The following is a 17,696-nucleotide window of genomic DNA, read 5'->3' on the forward strand; positions in this document are numbered from 1 at the left end:
GGGGGCTCCGCCCCCGGCGCGTGCCGCGCCTCCCCCGGGATATTTCTGCCAAGAGGAAGATGCGTTTCGGCTTGGTTGAAATATCCCGGGGGAGGGCGAAAGCCCGAGGGGGCAGAGCCCCCTCTTTTTTAAGTCTTGTCGTCCTACAGCGACGGGGGGCAGCGCCCCCTCTTGCTTTGGTTTTGTCGCGCTTAGCGCGAGCGGATCATTCCCATGATCTCGAGCGTCTTTCCCAGGATCGGCTGCGCGACCTCGTCGGCGCGGTTCGCGCCGTCGCCGAGGATGCTGTCGATCTCGGAGGGATCGTTCATCAGCCGGGTCATCTCGTCCGAGATCGGAGCGAGCTTTGCGACCGCCAGTTCCGCCAGCGCCGGTTTAAACTTGCCGAAGCCCTCGCCGCCATATTCGCCCAGCACCTGCGTCGGCGTCATGTCGGCCAGCGCCGCGTAGATGTTCACGAGGTTGCGCGCCTCGGCCCGGTCCTTGAGCCCGTCGAGGTCCGAGGGCAGGGGCTCGGGATCGGTCACGGCCTTGCGGATCTTCTTGGCGATCGTGTCGGCATCGTCGGTCAGGTTGATGCGGCTCGCATCCGAGGGGTCGGATTTCGACATCTTCTTGGTGCCGTCGCGCAGGGACATCACGCGGGTCGCGGCGCCTTCGATCAGAGGCTCGGGGGCGGGGAAGAAATCGGTCTTGTAGTCATGGTTGAACTTGGCCGCGATGTCGCGGGTCAGCTCCACATGCTGCTTCTGATCCTCGCCCACCGGCACCATCGTCGCATGATAGAGCAGGATATCGGCGGCCATCAGCGCGGGGTAGGCGTAGAGGCCGAGGCTGGCCTTCTCGGCATTCTTGCCCGCCTTGTCCTTGAACTGGGTCATCCGGTTCATCCAGCCCAGACGCGCGACGCAATTGAACGCCCAGGCCAGTTCGGCATGGGCCGAGACCTGGCTCTGGTTGAACAGGATCGAGCGTTTCGGATCGACGCCCGAGGCGATGAAGGCGGCAGCCGCCTCGCGGGTGTTGCGGCGCAGCGCGTCGGGCTCCTGCCAGACCGTGATCGCGTGCAGATCGACGAGGCAGTAGATCGTCTCGATCCCTTCGTCCTGCTTCTGGGCAAAGCGCTTGAGCGCGCCCAGATAGTTGCCCAGCGTCAGCCCGCCAGAGGGCTGGATGCCGGAGAAGATCCGCGGTTTGAAATTGGCGTTGAGGGGTTGCGCTTGCTCGCTCATCTGATGCTCCTGATCTGCGGGGGGTGGAAGCCCGCCATTGAGGATCTCCCGGGGTGGAAATCCGCTCTCCGCTCGCTTATCGCTAAAGCGCAAAGGGCGCAACTGAGCCCGCGAGCAGGAGACCAATATGCGCGACGGCTATGACGAACACCCGATGAACCCGCTGCCGCCAGTGGTCTGGCTTCTGGCGCTGCCGATCATCGCGACGGAGCTGTTCTTCGCGATGGGCCAGTCGGGTCTGATCGGCGGGGCGCAGGCCGCGGGCTGGCGGCTCGACGCGCTGCAGAAATTCGCCTTCTCGCCGCAGGTGATGCGCGCAATGTTCGAAACCGGTCAATATCCGCCGGAGCAGATGATGCGGATTTTGACCTATCCTTTCGTGAACGCCTCGGTGACGCAGGCGATCTTCGTGCTCGTGTTCCTCTTGGCACTCGGCAAGATGGTGGGCGAGATCTTCTCGGGGCTCGCCGTAGCGGTCGTGTTCTTCGGCGCGACGATCCTTGGCGCGCTGGTCTATGCGGCGCTGCCGTTTACGCAGATCGGGCTCTATGGCGGCTATCCGGGCGATTACGGGCTGATCGGGGCCTTCACGTGGATCTTGTGGACGCGGCTGGGGCAGGAGAATGCGAACCAGCTGCGGGCGTTCTCGCTGATCGGGGCGCTGATGGGCATCCAGCTGATCTTTGCTATGATCTTCGGCGCGCGGCCCGACTGGATCGCGGATATCGTGGGCTTCGTGGCGGGCTTCGTGCTGAGCTTCTTCGTGGCGCCCGGCGGGATGCAGCGGACATTGCAGCGGTTGCGGCGTCGGTGAGCCTTCCTGGCTCGGGGCGACCAGCCCCGGGCCGCGCCCGACCCTCCCGACGGGAGGGCGCATTGGCGATGTCGGTGCAGGCACGGATGACACACGGGCTTGAGAGATAAAGTGCCTGGCCACCAGCGGTTCGGCGCGCCCACCCGAGGGTCGGGCGCGGCCCTCACGCCCCGCCCGGACCGCGGCGCATCGCACCTTTCAGATCGGCCATATGCATCGCACCGATACCGATAGCCGTGCCGAAATAGACGAGCATCCCGAACAGCACGAGCCCCAGCAGCGCCAGCGCGCGTAGGCCCGGCACGGCGAACACGCCCGGCACCGCCCAGGTCACCGCCCAGATCGCAGCCCCCATCACCAGCGCCGCGATCACGATGCGGGGCAGGCGGCGGTAGAAACGGTGATCGAAGCTCGCGGCCTCGCCCATCGGGCGCGCGCCGAGCCAAAGTTGCGCGACCATCGCCCAGGCGGCGAGCGTCGTGCCCACCGCGGCGGCCAGATAGCCGATCACGAAGGACAGCCCGATCGCCAGCACCGCGTTCACCACCATCGCGACCAGCGCGTAGTTGAACGGCGTGCGGGTGTTCTCGCGGGCGAAATACAAAGGCTGCAGCACTTTCTGCAGCACGAAGGCGGGCAGGCCGAGCCCGTAGATCGCTGTGGCCCAGGCGGTGGCGATCGTGTCCTCGTGTGTGAACTGGCCGCGCTCGAACAGGACCGAGACGATGGGCTGGGCTGCCACCAGAAGCGCTACGGCGGGGCCGACGGTGAAGAGGAGCGCGAACTCGCCTGCGCGCGAGAAGGAATAGCGGCTGCCAGCCGTGTCGCCGCCGCGCAACCGGCGCGACAGGTCGGGCAGCAGCACCACGCCAATCGCGATACCCACCACACCCAGCGGCAGCTGATAGAGCCGGTCGGCATAGTTCAGCCACGCGATTGCGCCGTCGAAATGCGAGGCGACCTGACGCCCCACCAGCAGGTTGATCTGGACCACGCCACCCGCCAGCATTGCCGGGATCGCGATGCGGATAAGGCGCTTCATGTCGGGCGAAAGGCGCGGGCGCTTCGGGACGATCTTGAAACCCGCGCGCCATGCGGCGACCCAGACGAGCGCAAGCTGTGCTACGCCCGCGACCGGCACAGCCCAGGCCAGCGCATCGCCCACCGGCCAGCCCGCCTGATCGGCCATCAGCATCGCGATCACGAAGGTGATGTTCAGCAGGACCGGGGCGGCGGCTGCGGCGGCGAAGTGACCGGCTGCGTTCAGCACGCCCGACAGAAGCGCGCTGAGCGAGATGAAAAGGATATAGGGAAACGCGATCCGGCCATAAGTTGTGGCGATCGTGAACCGCTCGTCGCCCGCGAAACCCGAGGCCATCGCCAGCACCAGCCACGGCATCGCCGCCGAGGCCACCAGCGTCAGCAAGATCAGCACAGAGGCCAATCCCCCCATCGCCTCGCGTGCAAAACCTTGGGCGTTCTCGCCGCCCTCCAGCTTCTTCGAGAAGATCGGGATGAAGGCGGTGTTGAACGCGCCCTCCGCGAAGAAGCGGCGGAACAGGTTGGGGAGCGAGAAGGCCACGAGGAAGGCCTCGGCCACCGGACCCGCACCCAGGTAGGCCGCGATCATCATGTCGCGCGCAAAACCGAGGATGCGACTCGCCATGGTCCAGCCGCCCACCGTGAGGAAGCCGCGCACCAGCCGGATTGGTTTCATATTAGTTTCCCGCCCGTTTCGCGCCCGACGCGATGGCGTCCATCAGCTTCTTCTCGAGCGCTTCCTGGCGGGGTTTGGAATGCAGTTTCAGGCCGAACATGTCTTTCACATAGAAGCTGTCCACGACCTGCGCGCCATAGGTGGCGATCACCGCCGAGGAGATCGAGATATTGTTCGACGCCAGCGCCCGGGTCAGGTCGTAGAGAAGGCCGGGCCGGTCGCGGGTATCGACTTCGATGATCGTGTAGATATCCGATCCCTCGTTGTCGATGGTGATATGGGTCGGGAACTTGAACTCGCGCTCACGCTTCTTGAGCTTGTCGCGATCCTTGAGCGCCTCGCGGGCGACGACCTCGCCTTTCAGCGTCTTCTCGATCATGCCGCGCAGCCGGGTCAGCTTCGACGCCTCATAGGGGTGGCCCTCGGCGTCCTGCACCCAGAAGACGGCGGTCGCATATCCGTCCTTCGAGGTGTAGGTGCGCGCGTCGACCACATTCGCGCCGACCAGTGCCAGCGCGCCCGAAAGCCGCGAGAAGATGCCGGGGTGATCGGCCAGCGCGAAGCTCACACGGGTCGCGTCGTGATCGTCGTCGGGATGCAGGTCGATGCGGATCTCGTCATCGCCCAGATCGCGCAGCAACCGCGCGAAGATCTCGTGATTGATGGTGGCGAGCGCTTGCCAATAGGGCGCGTAGTGACGCCCCAGCTCGGCGCGGATTTGCGCCTTGTCCCAGTTGTCATCCGCCTCCAGCACCTCGCGCAAGGCACGCTTGGCCTCGTCGGTGCGCTGCTCGCGATTGACCGCTTCCAGCCCGTGCTCCAGCGCCATCGCGGTCTCGGAATGCAGCTTGCGCAGCAGCGTCGCTTTCCAGTTGTTCCAGACATTCGGGCCGACGCCGCGAATGTCGCAGACGGTCAGCACGGTCAGCAGGTCGAGCCGCTTGCGCGATTTCACGCGCTTGGCGAAATCGCGGATCGTGCGCGGGTCCGACAGGTCGCGTTTCTGCGCCACGTCGGACATCAGAAGGTGGTGGCGCACCAGCCATTCGACGGTCTCGGAATCCTCCTGGTTCAGCCCCAGCCGCGGCGCGACCTTGCGGGCGATCTTCGCGCCGAGGATCGAGTGATCCTCGGGTCGTCCCTTGCCAATGTCATGCACCAGCAGCGCGACGTAGAGGACCTTGCGATTGATGCCTTCCTCGAGGATGTGCGACGAGAGCGGCAGATCCTCGACCAGTTCGCCGCGCTCGATCTGCGCGAGCGTCGAGACGACCTGAATCGTGTGCTCGTCCACCGTGTAGCTGTGATACATGTTGAACTGCATCATCGCCACGATCGGCTCGAATTCCGGGATGAAAGCGGCCAGCACGCCCAGCTCGTTCATCCGCCGCAGCGCGCGTTCCGGGTTGCCGTGCTTTAGCAGCAGATCGAGGAAGATGCGCTGCGCCTCGCGGTTATTGCGCACCTTGTCGTCGATCAGGTCGAGATTGGCCGAGACGAGCCGCATCGCGTCGGGGTGGATCAGCATCCCCGAGCGCAGCCCTTCCTCGAACAGCCGCAGCAGGTTCACCGGATCGGAGAGGAACGCCTTCTCGTCGGCGACATTTATGCGGCCGTTCTCTTCGCAATAGGGGGCTTTCAGTTTGCGCCGCCTGCGGAAAATCCGCTGCAGCATCGGCGCGCTTTTCACGTGCTGCGCTTCGAGCTTGGTCAGGAAGATGCGGGTCACGTCGCCCACGGCGGTCGCGTGGCGGAAGTAATCCTGCATGAAGACCTCGACCGCGCGGCGGCCCGCCAGATCGCGATAGCCCATGCGCTCGGCCACTTCGACCTGCATGTCGAAGGTCAGCTGATCCGAAGCCCGGCCCGAGATCAGATGCAGGTGGCAGCGCACCGCCCAGAGGTAATTCTCGGCCTCGTGGAAGGTCTCGTATTCCTCGGGGGAGAAGGCGCCGATCTTCATCAATTCGCGGGCGCGGCCCACGTGATGGATATATTTGCCGATCCAGTAGAGGGTCTGCAGGTCGCGCAAGCCCCCCTTGCCCTCTTTCACATTGGGTTCGAGCACGTAACGCTGCCCGCCCTGACGGCGGTGGCGCTGCGAGCGTTCCTCCAGCTTGGCCTCGATGAACTCGGCCTCGCTGCCCTCGAAGAGATCGTGACGAAGGCGAAGCGACAGCGCCTCGGCCAGCTTCTCGTCGCCGCCCACGCAGCGATGTTCGAGAAGGGCGGTGCGGATCGTGATGTCCTCGCGCCCGAGCCGGATGCAGTCGTCGAGCGTGCGGGACGAATGCCCCACCTTCAGCTTCAGATCCCAGAGCATGTAGAGCATCGACTCGATGACGCTCTCGGCCCAGGGGGTGACCTTGTAGGGGGTGAGAAACAGCAGATCGACATCGGAATGCGGCGCCATCTCGGCCCGGCCATAGCCGCCCACGGCGAGCACCGCGAAACGCTCCGCCTCGGTGCGGATGCCGCAGGGGTGCAGACGCTGCGTCGCGATGCGCAGCACCGAGCGGACGATGCCGTCAGTCATCTGGGCATAGGCTTCGACCGTGTCGCGCGCGGCGCGCGGATGGGTCTCGAAATCGGCCTCAATCGCGGCGGCGGCGGCGCGGCGCTCCTCGGAGAGGAAGGTCACCGTCGCGGCCCGGATGTCCTTCGGGTCGCGCATGTCAGAGGTCGCTGCGTCGAGCGCCTCGAACAAACGCTGTTGATTTAGAAGGAGGGGCGCCCCGGTCGATGCCGGGGCGGGGTCTGTCATGCTGGTCACTGCGCAGTCTTGTCCCTTGACGGGCCCTTTCGTTTGAAGGCGGTCCGGGTCAGAACCCGAAGCCGCCGAAGTTGCGCGGCGCCGGGTCGATCACGACCGCCTGGCCGTTGCGGACCTGCGCCACGGCGAGCGCCCGTTCGTTGGTGCCGTCGGGCAGGAAGCGGAAGACGCCGTTGACGCCCACGAAGCCCGAACGCTGGGTCAGGCCCTGCTTGGTCAGCGCGCTCGGGTTGCCGGACTTCACCAGCGCGCCGATGGCCGCGATCCCGTCATAGGCGAGGCCTGCGATCGGGTGGGGGGCTTGGCCGTAAGCGGCGCTGTAGCGCGACACGAACTGCTGTTGCAGCGCCGGATCGGGCTCAGCGAACCAGCCGCCCTGAGTGCCCGGCAGCGACAGCGTCGCCGGCGGAATATCCCAGCGGGTCAGGCCGATATATTGCGTCATCTGCGGGGTCACGCCCTGCTCGCCCATCAGCTGCGTGAGCAGAGGGAGCGCGCCTGCGGTATCGGCGGTCAGGAACAGCGCATCGACGTCACCGGACTTCACACGGCTTGCGATCTGCGGCGTCGCATCGACCACGCCCTGCTGCGAGAACGGGTAGGAGGCCACGCCCGCGAGCGAAGCGCCCGAGCGTGCGACCGCGGTCTGGATCGCCTGTGCGCCGATCTCGCCCGCAGTGGTCTGCTCATGCACGACCATGATCCGCTTCTTGCCCTGACGTGTCGCGAAGCTCACGAGGCGGTTGGCGGTGTTCTGGAAGGTCGGGCCGAGCACGAAGACGTTGCCGCCCGCGACGTTGGTGTTGTTCGAAAACGCAAGCACGTTGATGTTGCGCGAGGCGACCGCAAGACCTGCGGCATTCGCCGATTGCGCATAGACCGGGCCGAGGATGATCTTGGCGCCCTCGTCGGCGGCCTTGGTGGCCATCGCGGCCGCTTGCTGCGGATTGCCGGCGGTGTTGTAGACCTGCAGGTCGATCCGTGCGCCTTGCAGATCCTGAATCGCGAGATTTGCCGCATTCTGCAGCGCCCGCGCGAGCGTCTCGTCGCCAGCGTTGCCGGACCCGGCCGGAACCAGAAGCGCGACCTTGACCGGTGCGCTGGTGTCGATCTTCTGACCGGAATTGCCCATCGGCCCCGGCTGACAGGCCGCAAGCCAGACCAATGCGAGGAGGGCTGCGATTCGCGCGGCGAGGGCGCGGGGGTTACGAATGAGATTAAACATGATACGTCCTTTTGGGCGTTGGCGTCCGGTCCGGGCACTGAAGCAACGCCTGCGAACCGCGAGGAAATGACGCGGTCGAGACTACGCACAAGCAGGCGTGAAGTAAACGTTCCACACAAGTGATGAGGCGGGCGATGGGCGAGGGTGTTGTATCTGATGCAAACGCGGAAAATAAGGGAACCAGGAGTGTTCCGGCGCCGTTAAGCCCGGGGCTTCATTTCATTGCCACACCCATCGGAGCCGCCCGCGACATCACCTTGCGCGCCCTCGACATGCTGCGCGCAGCCGACGTTCTGGCGGCCGAGGATACGCGCAGCCTGCGGCACCTGATGGAGATCCACGGCGTGCCGCTGAACGGGCGACAGGTGCTCGCCTATCACGACCATAACGGCGCCGCGATGCGCCCGAAAATCCTCGCAGCCCTGGAGGCGGGGAAATCGGTGGTCTACGCCTCCGAGGCGGGGACGCCACTGGTCGCGGATCCGGGCTATCAGCTTGGCCGCGCGGTGATCGAGGCCGGGCTGCCGCTCTATAGCGCACCGGGTCCCTCGGCGGTGCTGACGGCGCTGACTTTGTCGGGCCTGCCGACGGATCGCTTCCTCTTCGCGGGATTTGCACCGAATAGTAAAGGCGCGCGACGCAACTGGCTCGCGGAGTTCAAGGAAATTCCGGCGACGCTCGTTTTCTATGAAAGCCCCAAACGCATTAGGGAAATGTTAGCTGACGCGGCCCATAGTCTGGGAAAAGAGAGACAAGCGGCGCTGTGCCGGGAGTTGACGAAACGCTTCGAAGAGGTCCGCCGGGGAACGCTGGAAGAGCTTGCGGAAAGCGTGGCTGAGTCGCCGGTCAAGGGCGAAATCGTCGTCGTGGTCGACAGGCCGCATGCAGTCGAGGTCGACGATGCGGAACTGGAGCGGCGGTTGAGCGCCGCGCTCGATCGGGAGTCGCTGCGCGATGCGGTCGATGCTGTCGCCGGGGCGACCGGGTTGCCGCGGCGCAAGGTTTATCAGGCCGCTCTGGCTATGGAGAAGAAGAAATGAGTGGATCGCTGTCGTATTATTCGGGTCTCGCCGCCGAGGAGCAGGTGATGCTGCATTACGAGCGGGCAGGGCGCGCGGTCTCGGAACATCGCTGGCGGGGCAAATATGGCGGCGAGATCGATCTGATCGCACGAGAGGGCGACACCCTGATCTTCGTCGAGGTGAAGAAGTCGCGCAGTCATGCCCGCGCGGCCGAACGTCTTTCGCAGCGCCAGATGCGCCGGATATGCATTTCGGTCGAAGAATATCTGATGCGACATCCCGCTCCGGCAAACTGCAATCGCAAGGTCCGCTTCGATCTCGCCCTGGTCAATGAGATCGGGGAGATCAAGGTGCTGGAGAACGCCTATTTCGGATTGTGACCGGCCCGTGGGTTGAGGTTGCATCCAGACGCGCCACATTGCATCAAGATTGCAGTCTAAAGAGGGGGCGCGGATGGGATTGAAAGTTGCGATCCAGATGGATCCGATCGAAGCGGTCAATATCGAGGCTGACAGCACGTTTAGGATCGCCGAAGAGGCGCAGGCGCGTGGGCATGAGCTTTTCTACTACACGCCGGGTCGCCTGATCTACCGCGAGGGGCACGTCTATGCGCGTGGCTGGCCTCTGGTGGTGCGGCGTGAGAAGGGCAACCACTTCACGCTGGGCGAAGAGACCGAGGTCGATCTGGGCGACTGGGATGTGGTTTGGCTGCGGCAGGACCCGCCCTTCGATATGGGCTATATCACGACGACCCATCTGCTGGAGCGGATACATCCCGAGACGCTGGTCGTCAACGATCCGTTCTGGGTCCGGAACTCTCCCGAGAAGCTTCTCGTTCTGGATTTCCCTGACCTGACGCCGCCGACATTGATCGCGCGCGATCTGGAGGCCATTCGCGCCTTCAAGTCGGAGCACGGCGATATCATTCTCAAACCGCTCTACGGCAATGGCGGGGCGGGTGTCTTCCGGCTCGATCCGAACGATCGCAACCTGTCGTCGCTGCACGAGCTGTTCATCGGCATCAACAACGAGCCACTGATCGCGCAGAAGTTCCTGCCTGCCGTTTCGAAGGGCGACAAGCGGATCATTCTCGTCGATGGCGAGCCGGTGGGCGCGATCAACCGGGTGCCGGCGGCGGGCGAGACGCGGTCGAACATGCATGTCGGCGGACGCCCGGAGAAAGTCGAACTGACCGCGCGTGATCGCGAAATCTGCGAGCGGATCGGCCCGTATCTGCGTGAGAAAGGACAGATCTTCGTCGGCATCGACGTGATCGGCGACTGGCTGACCGAAATCAACGTCACCTCGCCGACGGGCATTCAGGAGCTTGAGCGGTTCGACGGCGTGAATATCACCGCCCGCATCTGGGAGGCGATCGAAGCGAAACGGAGCTGATATGTCGATCCGGCTGGTCTTTCTCAATCTTTGGCTGCGCAGCATCGCGAAACCGATGGTGCGACGGTTCCACGGGGCTGCGCAAACGCGGCGCGCGACGGAGAGATTGGCCAGCTGGGTCGTGCGCGAGCCCACCGGGCTTTGCCGTCTGCCGACCAAGCTGGCCGGGCGCAATGCGCTGTCGCTGCGCGCGGGGCGGTCCTCGGTCGGGCGCATCATTCTCTATCTTCATGGCGGCGGTTACGTCACCGGCTCCCCGTGGATGTATCGCGGGCTCGCGGGGCGTTTGGCGAAGCTGAGCGGTCTCGAGGTGGTCGTGCCGGATTACCGCCTCGCGCCCGAGGCGCCGGTCGGTGCGGCGCTCGAGGACGCGACCGCAGCTTTCGATGCGCTGGTGGAAATGGGCTACGACCCGAGCGCGATCGTGATCGCGGGCGACAGCGCGGGGGGCGGTCTGACATTGGCGCTTCTGAGCGTGCTGTGCCAGCGCGGCACGCGGCCTGCCGGGGCGATTACCTTCTGCCCGTGGACGGACCTGACCTGTTCGGGCGAGAGCCTCCGCGTCAATGCCGCGAAAGACGCGATGCTGCCTGTGGAGCGGCTTGGCGATACCTGCGAGATGGTGCTGCGCGGGCATGACGCGAGTGATCCGCGCTTTTCGCCGCTTTTCGCGGAGTTCCCCGATCCGCCTCCGGTGCTGATCCAGCATTCGATGGGGGAGATCCTGAGCGACGATGCGCTGCGCATGGCCGAGCGGCTGCGCAGCTTCGACGCGGATGTCACGGTGCAAAGCTGGCCCGACGCGCCGCATGTCTGGCAATTCTTCGACGGTCGGGTGCCCGAGGCGCGCGCGGCGCTGGAGGATGCGGCAGCGGCGGCGCGCCGGATGCTCAACCTGCCACCGCGCTGAGCCGATAGCTCAACGCCTCGGCGATATGGGGCTGGCGCACATGCTCGGCATGGTCGAGATCGGCGATGGTGCGCGCAACCCGCAAAACCCGGTGGTAGCCGCGCGCCGATAGTCCGACCCGCTCCGCCATTCGGGCCAATAAATCTCGCCCCTGTGCATCCGGCGTCGCGATGTCTTCCAGCAACTGCCCTTCGGCTTCGGCATTAACGCGGATCGCGGGGTGATCCGCGAAGCGCTGGGCTTGTCGCTCGCGCGCTTCCGCGACGCGGGCCGCGACCTCGGTGGAGCTGTCGCCGGAGGCTGGCAGGTCGAGGTCGGCATAGCGGACCGGGGGCACCTCTATTCGTAGGTCGAACCGGTCCATCAGAGGTCCTGAAATCCGCCCCAGATAGTCGTCGCCGCAGCCGGGCGCGCGGGCGCAGGCGCGTTCTGCATCGCCGAGATATCCGCATTTACAAGGATTCGCTGCCGCGATCAGAAGGAAGCGGCAAGGATAGCGGGTATGGGCGTTGGCGCGCGAGACGACAACTTCGCCGGTCTCGATCGGTTGGCGCAGGGTTTCCAGCACGGCGCGGGGGAATTCGGGGAATTCGTCCATGAACAGCACGCCATTATGGGCGAGGCTGACCTCGCCGGGGCGCGCGCCACGCCCGCCGCCGATCATTGCTGCCATCGACGCGGTGTGATGCGGTTCGCGGAAGGGTCGGGTGCGCGAGATGCCGCCTTCGGCCAGCAGCCCAGACAACGACTGGATCATCGAGGTTTCCAGCATCTCTTCGGGACGCATTTCGGGCAGGATCGAGGGCAGCCGCGCGGCCAGCATGGATTTGCCCGAGCCGGGCGTGCCGATCATCATCAGGTGGTGGCGGCCGGCAGCGGCGATCTCCAGCGCGCGTTTGGCCCGTTCCTGACCCTTCACATCGCGTAGGTCGCGCGGATGCGGCGCGTCGCGGACGAGACCCGGGCGGGCGGGCTCCAGCGGCAGGCGACCGCTGAGATGGTCGATCGCGGCGCCGAGCGTCTCCGGCGCCGTCACCTCGGCCGCACCGACCCAGGCCGCCTCCGCCCCCGAGCCCTTCGGACAGATCAGCCCCTTGTCCTGCGCGACGGCCGCCATCGCGGCGGGCAGGGCGCCCGCGACCGGCAGGAGCCGCCCGTCGAGCGACAGCTCCCCCACGGCGACCAGCGCCTCGATCCGGTCGCGCGGCACGACCCCGATCGCGCCCAGCAGCGCCAGTGCGATCGGCAGGTCGAAATGCGAGCCCTCTTTCGGCAGGTCTGCAGGCGAGAGGTTCACGGTGATCTTCTGCATCGGCAGTGCGATCCCCAGCGCGCCGAGCGCCGCGCGCACCCGTTCGCGCGCCTCGGACACGGCCTTGTCGGGCAGGCCCACGACCGCGAAGCCGGGCATGCCTTCGGAGAGCGCGCATTGCACCTCCACGAGGCGGGCCTCCACCCCCTCGAACGCGACCGTATAGCTCTGGCTGACCATCGGCTCTCCTGCGCCTCTTCCCCGAGGGGTAGCGCAGCCGTGGTTTAGGAATGGTTAACGGGTGTAGGGGCGGGCACCGCGTCCTTCGCCCCTCGACTCGGAGACGAATGCGCCGCTCGAAACATCAGTGGAAATAGAGGGATAAAGGTGCAATTCCTGCATATCTGCACAGCCATCGCTTCAGTTTCGCGCACAAGATCAACATGTTGCGTTACAGTCGCTCAAGTGTCCGTGAGCACGCTTATGATATGCGGTGCTCAAGAAGGAGTGATAGCCTTCCCGTAGCGGCATGAATTTCTTCCATTTTTCGCTTGAAAACGTCGTCAAGTGCGCCACGCGCACAAAGTTTCAGGCAAAATTCAACATTTCCGTGAGGAACCAAAACATGTCATTCGCATTGGGTGGGCAAAGCAGCCATCCAATTCAAGGTTGCGCCGGTTTGGGCTGGACACCCCAGGGAGATTGTAAATGGCACTCGATGGTATGACCGATGAAACCCTGCCACGCCAAGCAATGCGGGCAGAGTTCCTGGATGCAGAAACCGAAGCAGAACTGGCGCGAGCGTGGCGCGATAATCGGGACGAACAGGCGCTGCACCGGCTCGTGACGGCCTACATGCGCCTCGCGATCTCGATGGCCTCGAAGTTCCGCCGCTACGGCGCGCCCATGAACGATCTGATCCAGGAAGCCTCACTTGGTCTGATGAAAGCCGCCGACAAGTTCGACCCGGAACGCGGTGTGCGGTTCTCGACCTATGCGGTGTGGTGGATAAAAGCCTCGATCCAGGAATTCGTGATGCGCAACTGGTCGATGGTGCGCACCGGGTCGACCTCTTCGCAAAAGGCGCTGTTCTTCAACATGCGCCGCGTTCAGGCCCAGCTGACCCGCGAAGCACAGCAAGAGGGTGAGCAGCTCGACGCGATGCAGCTGCGTCAGCGCGTTGCCGAAGTGATCGGCGTGCCGCTCTCGGATGTCGAGATGATGGAGGGTCGCCTGTCCGGCTCCGACTTCTCGCTCAACGCAACGCAGTCCAGCGAAGACGAAGGTCGCGAATGGGTCGATACGCTGGAAGATGACGGCGCGAGCCCCGAGGAAACCGTGGCCGACAGCCATGACGGTCAGACGATGAAAGTCTGGCTGGGCGAGGCGATGGGCCGTCTGACCGACCGCGAAGCCTATATCGTCCGCGAGCGTCGTCTGATCGAAGATCCGCGCACTTTGGAAAGCCTCGGTGAAGAGTTGGGGCTTTCGAAAGAGCGTATTCGTCAGCTCGAAGCGCAGGCTTTCGGCAAGATGCGCAAATCGCTTGAAACCCATCAGGGCGAGGTGCAAAGCTTCTTCGTATGAAGAAGTTTCTTGCCGCGCTTTGCCTGCTGTCACTGACCGGTCCCGCCTTTGGCGCGGAAATGTCGCCCGCCCAGCTGGATACGCTGTCGGGCGATATTGTCGTTCTGGGAGAGATTCACGACAACCCGACCCATCACCTCAATCAGGCGCGCGCGATCAAGGCGCTGAAGCCCGCCGCCGTGGTGTTCGAGCAATTGACGCCCGAGCAGGCGGCGAAGATCACGCCAGCGCTTTTGAAGGATGAGGGCGCGTTGGAAAAAGCGCTGGACTGGGACAATTCGGGCTGGCCCGATTTCGCGATCTATTATCCGATTTTCGCCGCTTTGGGCGATGCTAAGGTCTATGGCGCCGCGCAGCCGCGCGAGACCGTACGCGCCGCGATGACCAAGCCGCTGCCGGAGGTGTTCGGCAAGGATGCTGCACGCTACGGGCTGGACCAGCCCTATCCAGAGGATCTGCAGGCCAAGCTGGAAGCGGAGTCGCAAGAGGATCACTGCAACGCATTGCCGCCCGATCTGCTGCCCGGCATGGTCGCGGCGCAACGCTTCCGCGATGCAGCGTTTGCGCGGGTCGCGCTTGAGGCGCTGAAGGAGACCGGCGGGCCGGTCGCGGTCATCACCGGATCTGGCCATGCGAAGACCGACCTCGCCGTGCCCGCGCTTCTGCGCAAAGCCGACCCGGACGCGAAGGTCGTGGCGATCGGTCAGATCGAGGCGGAGCCGGGCACCGATCCCGGCAAGCAGCCCTTTGATGACTGGATCATCACGCCCCCGACCGAGCGCGCCGATCCCTGCGCCGCGTTCAAGTGATCCTTGCGCCAATGCGCCCCGGCGCTTAGACCATCTGAAAGAGTTTCACGGAGAGGCAAATGCTTGCGGGCAAACGCATCCTGTTGATCATCGGCGGCGGTATCGCAGCCTTCAAGGCGCCCGAGCTGATCCGGCTGCTGCGCGGGGCGGGGGCCTCGGTGAGCCCGGTCCTGACCAAGGCCGGGGCCGAGTTCGTGACGCCGCTGACCGTCTCCTCGCTCGCGGGCGAGGCGGTTCATTCCGACCTCTTCGATCTGACGCATGAGTCCGAGATCGGTCATATTCAGCTGTCGCGCGCCGCCGATCTGGTGGTCGTCGTGGCGGCCACAGCCGATCTGATGGCGAAGATGGCGAACGGTCTGGCCAATGATCTCGCCTCGACCCTGCTGCTTGCCACAGACAAACGCGTGCTGATCGCGCCCGCGATGAATGTGCGGATGTGGGAGCACCCCGCAACGCAGCGCAATATCGCGACGCTCAAATCCGATGGCGTGATCTTTGCGGGCCCGACTGAGGGCGACATGGCCTGTGGGGAGTTCGGCGAGGGCCGGATGATCGAACCCGAGGCGATCCTTGCTGCGATCGACGCCGCGCTGTCGGACGGGCCGCTGAAGGGCCGCCATATCCTCGTGACGTCTGGGCCCACCCATGAGCCGATCGACCCGGTGCGCTATATCGCGAACCGCTCCTCGGGCGCTCAGGGCACGGCGATTGCCGCGGCGCTGCGAGACCTCGGTGCGACTGTCACCTTCGTCACCGGTCCCGCGACGGTCGCGCCGCCTGCGGGCGTGCGGGTGATCAAGGTCGAGACCGCGCGCGAGATGCTGGACGCGGTGCAAAGCGCGCTGCCCGCCGAGGCCGCGATCTTCGCGGCCGCCGTGGCCGATTGGCGCGTGGCCAACGCGGCCGATCGAAAGATGAAGAAGGACGGCACCGGCGCGCCGCCCGCGCTCGAATTCGCCGAGAACCCCGACATCCTCGCCACTGTCTCGAAGATGGGCGAAGGGCGCCCGGGCCTCGTGGTGGGCTTCGCCGCCGAGACCCATGACGTCGCACGGTTTGCGGCCGACAAACGCGCCCGCAAGGGCTGCGACTGGATCGTCGCCAATGACGTGAGCCCCGCGACCGGGATCATGGGCGGGACCGAGAACGCGGTGACGATCATCGACGAGACCGGCGCGGAAAGCTGGGACCGGATGGGCAAGCAAGAGGTCGCGCGGCGGTTAGCTGCGCGCATCGCGGCAGCCTTGGGCGCGGCGACGAAGTAAGGGACGCTCCGCGGGGGATATTTATGCCAAGCCGAAGCAAATCGCCTCTTTCGGCTTGGTCCAAATATCCCCGCCGGAGGCATCCGCATTTGACGCCCGCGCGACATCGGGCAGGAGAGGGACACGTGAGCACACCGATCATCAAGGTTCTGCGCGAGGACTGGGCCGATCTCGAGATTGCGCTGCCGCGCTACGAGACCCACGGCGCCGCAGGGGCGGATCTGCGCGCCAATCTCGCCCCGGAGGATCGCGCGCGCGGGATCACGCTCGCCCCGATGCAGCGTGCTATCATTCCGACCGGGCTGCGCGTCGAGATCCCCGAAGGGTTTGAGATGCAGATCCGGCCGCGCTCGGGGCTGGCGCTGAAACACGGGATCAGCCTGCCCAACACGCCCGGCACGATCGACGCCGACTATCGCGGGCCGCTTGGGGTGCTGCTGATCAATCTCGGCACTGAGGCTTACCTGATCGAGCATGGCGCGCGCATCGCGCAGGCGATTATCGCGCCGGTGGTGCAGGCGCGCTTCGAGCTCACGGACGCTTTGGGCGACACCGCGCGGGGCGCAGGCGGGTTCGGCTCGACCGGGAAGGGCTGAGCGATGCTCGGGCTGGTTCTGATGGCGGCGATCGTGGGGCTCGGGCTGGTGCTCAAGGCCTCCGCGCGTGCGATCTTCGGGATGCTCGTGCTGATCTGGGCGGCCTTGGTGATCGCGCATCTGCCCATCCCCGGGTTTGGTCCGCTCGGGCGCGTTCTGGGCGGCTCGTTAGCGGGTTGGATTGGCCTCGGTGTCGTGGTCGCGCTGGTGCTGATCTATCGCCGGATGCTCGGGGCGATCCGCGTGAAGGCCGAGGCGAAAGAGGCTGAGGCGCCCGCGCCGAAACCGGGCAGCTTTTCCGAGGCCGAACTGGATCGCTATGCGCGCCACATCATGCTGCGCGAGATCGGCGGGCCGGGGCAGAAGCGTCTCAAGCAGGCTAAGGTTCTGGTGGTTGGGGCCGGGGGGCTGGGCTCGCCCGCGCTTTTGTATCTCGCCGCGGCCGGGGTGGGGCGGATCGGCGTCGTGGATGACGATATCGTCTCGAATTCCAATCTGCAGCGGCAGGTGATCCATCGCGATGCCGATCTCGGGATGCCCAAGGTCTTCTCCGCGCAAAAGGCGATGCTGGCGCTCAACCCGCATATCGAGGTGCTGCCCTATAATCGCCGTCTGAGCGCCGAGGATGCCGAAGGGCTGGTCGCCGAATATGACCTCGTCCTCGATGGGACCGACAATTTCGACACGCGCTATCTGGTGAATGCGGCCTGCGTGGCGACCGGCACACCGCTGATTTCCGGCGCGATCACGCAATGGGAAGGGCAGCTGTCGCTGTACGATCCGGCGAAGGGTGCGCCCTGCTATGCCTGCGTCTTCCCCGAAGCGCCTGCCGCCGGGCTTGCGCCGAGCTGTGCCGAGGCGGGCGTGGTGGGCGCGCTGCCGGGCGTGGTGGGCTCGATGATGGCGACCGAGGCGATCAAGGAGATCACCGGCGCGGGCCAATCCGCGCGTGGGCGGTTGATGATCTATGATGCGCTTTGGGGCGAGAGCCGCCAGTTCGGCGTGAAGCGGCGTGCCGATTGCGCGGTTTGCGGAGAAGTGCGCGGCGCGGGGGATGGTCAATCCTGAGCACGCGCCCTAGCTTGCGATGCAAAGG

General features: G+C 65.3%; 15 protein-coding genes. 10 read left to right on the forward strand and 5 right to left on the reverse strand.

Annotated features, from left to right (window positions below; genetic code table 11):
- Positions 1–191 precede the first annotated feature (191 nt).
- Positions 192–1,232 (reverse strand): tryptophan--tRNA ligase, encoded by a 1,041-nt coding sequence (gene trpS / locus BMI89_RS04010; protein ID WP_078569920.1) that lies wholly within the window; start codon positions 1,230–1,232, stop codon positions 192–194.
- Between the two features lie 127 nt (positions 1,233–1,359).
- Here trpS and BMI89_RS04015 point away from each other — a divergent pair, with 127 nt between their 5' ends.
- Positions 1,360–2,046 carry a rhomboid family intramembrane serine protease gene (locus BMI89_RS04015; RefSeq protein WP_078569921.1) on the forward strand — a complete coding sequence of 229 codons (687 nt, stop codon included), beginning with the start codon at positions 1,360–1,362 and terminating at the stop codon, positions 2,044–2,046.
- A 163-nt stretch (positions 2,047–2,209) separates the two neighbouring features.
- On the opposite strand, the gene murJ is transcribed toward BMI89_RS04015, so the two are convergent.
- The 3 genes from murJ to BMI89_RS04030 are packed head-to-tail and all read right to left on the reverse strand — an operon-like array spanning position 2,210 to position 7,761.
- Positions 2,210–3,763 (reverse strand): murein biosynthesis integral membrane protein MurJ, encoded by a 1,554-nt coding sequence (murJ, locus tag BMI89_RS04020; RefSeq protein ID WP_078569922.1) that lies wholly within the window; start codon positions 3,761–3,763, stop codon positions 2,210–2,212.
- Between the two features lies 1 nt (position 3,764).
- Positions 3,765–6,527, reverse strand: coding sequence for a [protein-PII] uridylyltransferase (locus BMI89_RS04025; protein WP_078569923.1), 2,763 nt, complete (start codon positions 6,525–6,527; stop codon positions 3,765–3,767).
- Between the two features lie 58 nt (positions 6,528–6,585).
- Positions 6,586–7,761, reverse strand: coding sequence for a penicillin-binding protein activator (locus tag BMI89_RS04030; RefSeq protein WP_078548480.1), 1,176 nt, complete (start codon positions 7,759–7,761; stop codon positions 6,586–6,588).
- 134 nt (positions 7,762–7,895) lie between these two features.
- Here BMI89_RS04030 and rsmI point away from each other — a divergent pair, with 134 nt between their 5' ends.
- The 4 genes from rsmI (at position 7,896) to BMI89_RS04050 (ending at position 11,088) form a co-directional block, all read left to right on the forward strand.
- The gene (gene rsmI / locus BMI89_RS04035) at positions 7,896–8,801 is read left to right on the forward strand and encodes a 16S rRNA (cytidine(1402)-2'-O)-methyltransferase (protein WP_078569924.1); all 906 of its coding nucleotides are present in this window, start codon (positions 7,896–7,898) and stop codon (positions 8,799–8,801) included.
- Complete coding sequence (locus tag BMI89_RS04040; RefSeq protein WP_078542070.1) at positions 8,798–9,163, forward strand: YraN family protein; 366 nt, start codon at positions 8,798–8,800, stop codon at positions 9,161–9,163. The genes rsmI and BMI89_RS04040 overlap by 4 nt, the downstream gene beginning before the upstream one ends.
- A 73-nt stretch (positions 9,164–9,236) precedes the next feature.
- Entirely contained in the window at positions 9,237–10,178 is a 942-nt protein-coding gene (gshB, locus tag BMI89_RS04045) for a glutathione synthase (RefSeq protein WP_078569925.1), read from the forward strand.
- Position 10,179: 1 nt separating this feature from the next.
- On the forward strand, positions 10,180–11,088 hold the full coding sequence (locus BMI89_RS04050) for an alpha/beta hydrolase (RefSeq protein ID WP_078569926.1): 909 nt from the start codon (positions 10,180–10,182) through the stop codon (positions 11,086–11,088).
- Here the strand turns inward: BMI89_RS04050 and BMI89_RS04055 are convergent.
- Complete coding sequence (locus BMI89_RS04055; protein ID WP_078569927.1) at positions 11,069–12,580, reverse strand: YifB family Mg chelatase-like AAA ATPase; 1,512 nt, start codon at positions 12,578–12,580, stop codon at positions 11,069–11,071. The two genes, BMI89_RS04050 and BMI89_RS04055, sit on opposite strands and share 20 nt — an antisense overlap.
- Before the next feature lie 468 nt (positions 12,581–13,048).
- Between BMI89_RS04055 and BMI89_RS04060 the strand changes: the two genes are divergently transcribed.
- The 5 genes from BMI89_RS04060 to BMI89_RS04080 all read left to right on the forward strand — a co-directional run bounded on the left by BMI89_RS04060 (position 13,049) and on the right by BMI89_RS04080 (position 17,668).
- Positions 13,049–13,927, forward strand: a complete 879-nt coding sequence (locus BMI89_RS04060; RefSeq protein ID WP_078520502.1) for an RNA polymerase factor sigma-32 — start codon at positions 13,049–13,051, stop codon at positions 13,925–13,927.
- Entirely contained in the window at positions 13,924–14,736 is an 813-nt protein-coding gene (locus BMI89_RS04065) for a ChaN family lipoprotein (RefSeq protein ID WP_078569928.1), read from the forward strand. The genes BMI89_RS04060 and BMI89_RS04065 overlap by 4 nt, the downstream gene beginning before the upstream one ends.
- A 59-nt stretch (positions 14,737–14,795) precedes the next feature.
- The gene (coaBC, locus tag BMI89_RS04070; protein ID WP_078569929.1) at positions 14,796–16,004 is read left to right on the forward strand and encodes a bifunctional phosphopantothenoylcysteine decarboxylase/phosphopantothenate--cysteine ligase CoaBC; all 1,209 of its coding nucleotides are present in this window, start codon (positions 14,796–14,798) and stop codon (positions 16,002–16,004) included.
- 125 nt (positions 16,005–16,129) lie between these two features.
- Positions 16,130–16,600, forward strand: a complete 471-nt coding sequence (gene dut, locus BMI89_RS04075) for a dUTP diphosphatase (protein ID WP_246831965.1) — start codon at positions 16,130–16,132, stop codon at positions 16,598–16,600.
- Positions 16,601–16,603: 3 nt separating this feature from the next.
- Positions 16,604–17,668, forward strand: a complete 1,065-nt coding sequence (locus BMI89_RS04080; RefSeq protein WP_078569931.1) for a HesA/MoeB/ThiF family protein — start codon at positions 16,604–16,606, stop codon at positions 17,666–17,668.
- The last annotated feature ends 28 nt before the right edge of the window (positions 17,669–17,696 follow it).

The organism is Thioclava sp. F36-7, assembly GCF_002020075.1.
In the GTDB taxonomy this organism is placed as follows: Bacteria; Pseudomonadota; Alphaproteobacteria; order Rhodobacterales; family Rhodobacteraceae; genus Thioclava; species Thioclava sediminum.

Bases quoted from the DNA above. Each gene is read 5' to 3' on its own strand.
- BMI89_RS04030 (WP_078548480.1), bottom strand. From the start codon at position 7,761: ATGTTTAATCTCATTCGTAACCCCCGCGCCCTCGCCGCGCGAATCGCA.
- rsmI (WP_078569924.1), top strand. From the start codon at position 7,896: ATGGGCGAGGGTGTTGTATCTGATGCAAACGCGGAAAATAAGGGAACC.
- BMI89_RS04025 (WP_078569923.1), bottom strand. From the start codon at position 6,527: ATGACAGACCCCGCCCCGGCATCGACCGGGGCGCCCCTCCTTCTAAAT.
- BMI89_RS04050 (WP_078569926.1), top strand. From the start codon at position 10,180: ATGTCGATCCGGCTGGTCTTTCTCAATCTTTGGCTGCGCAGCATCGCG.
- BMI89_RS04040 (WP_078542070.1), top strand. From the start codon at position 8,798: ATGAGTGGATCGCTGTCGTATTATTCGGGTCTCGCCGCCGAGGAGCAG.
- coaBC (WP_078569929.1), top strand. From the start codon at position 14,796: ATGCTTGCGGGCAAACGCATCCTGTTGATCATCGGCGGCGGTATCGCA.
- murJ (WP_078569922.1), bottom strand. From the start codon at position 3,763: ATGAAACCAATCCGGCTGGTGCGCGGCTTCCTCACGGTGGGCGGCTGG.
- BMI89_RS04065 (WP_078569928.1), top strand. From the start codon at position 13,924: ATGAAGAAGTTTCTTGCCGCGCTTTGCCTGCTGTCACTGACCGGTCCC.
- BMI89_RS04055 (WP_078569927.1), bottom strand. From the start codon at position 12,580: ATGGTCAGCCAGAGCTATACGGTCGCGTTCGAGGGGGTGGAGGCCCGC.
- BMI89_RS04080 (WP_078569931.1), top strand. From the start codon at position 16,604: ATGCTCGGGCTGGTTCTGATGGCGGCGATCGTGGGGCTCGGGCTGGTG.
- BMI89_RS04060 (WP_078520502.1), top strand. From the start codon at position 13,049: ATGGCACTCGATGGTATGACCGATGAAACCCTGCCACGCCAAGCAATG.
- gshB (WP_078569925.1), top strand. From the start codon at position 9,237: ATGGGATTGAAAGTTGCGATCCAGATGGATCCGATCGAAGCGGTCAAT.
- BMI89_RS04015 (WP_078569921.1), top strand. From the start codon at position 1,360: ATGCGCGACGGCTATGACGAACACCCGATGAACCCGCTGCCGCCAGTG.
- trpS (WP_078569920.1), bottom strand. From the start codon at position 1,232: ATGAGCGAGCAAGCGCAACCCCTCAACGCCAATTTCAAACCGCGGATC.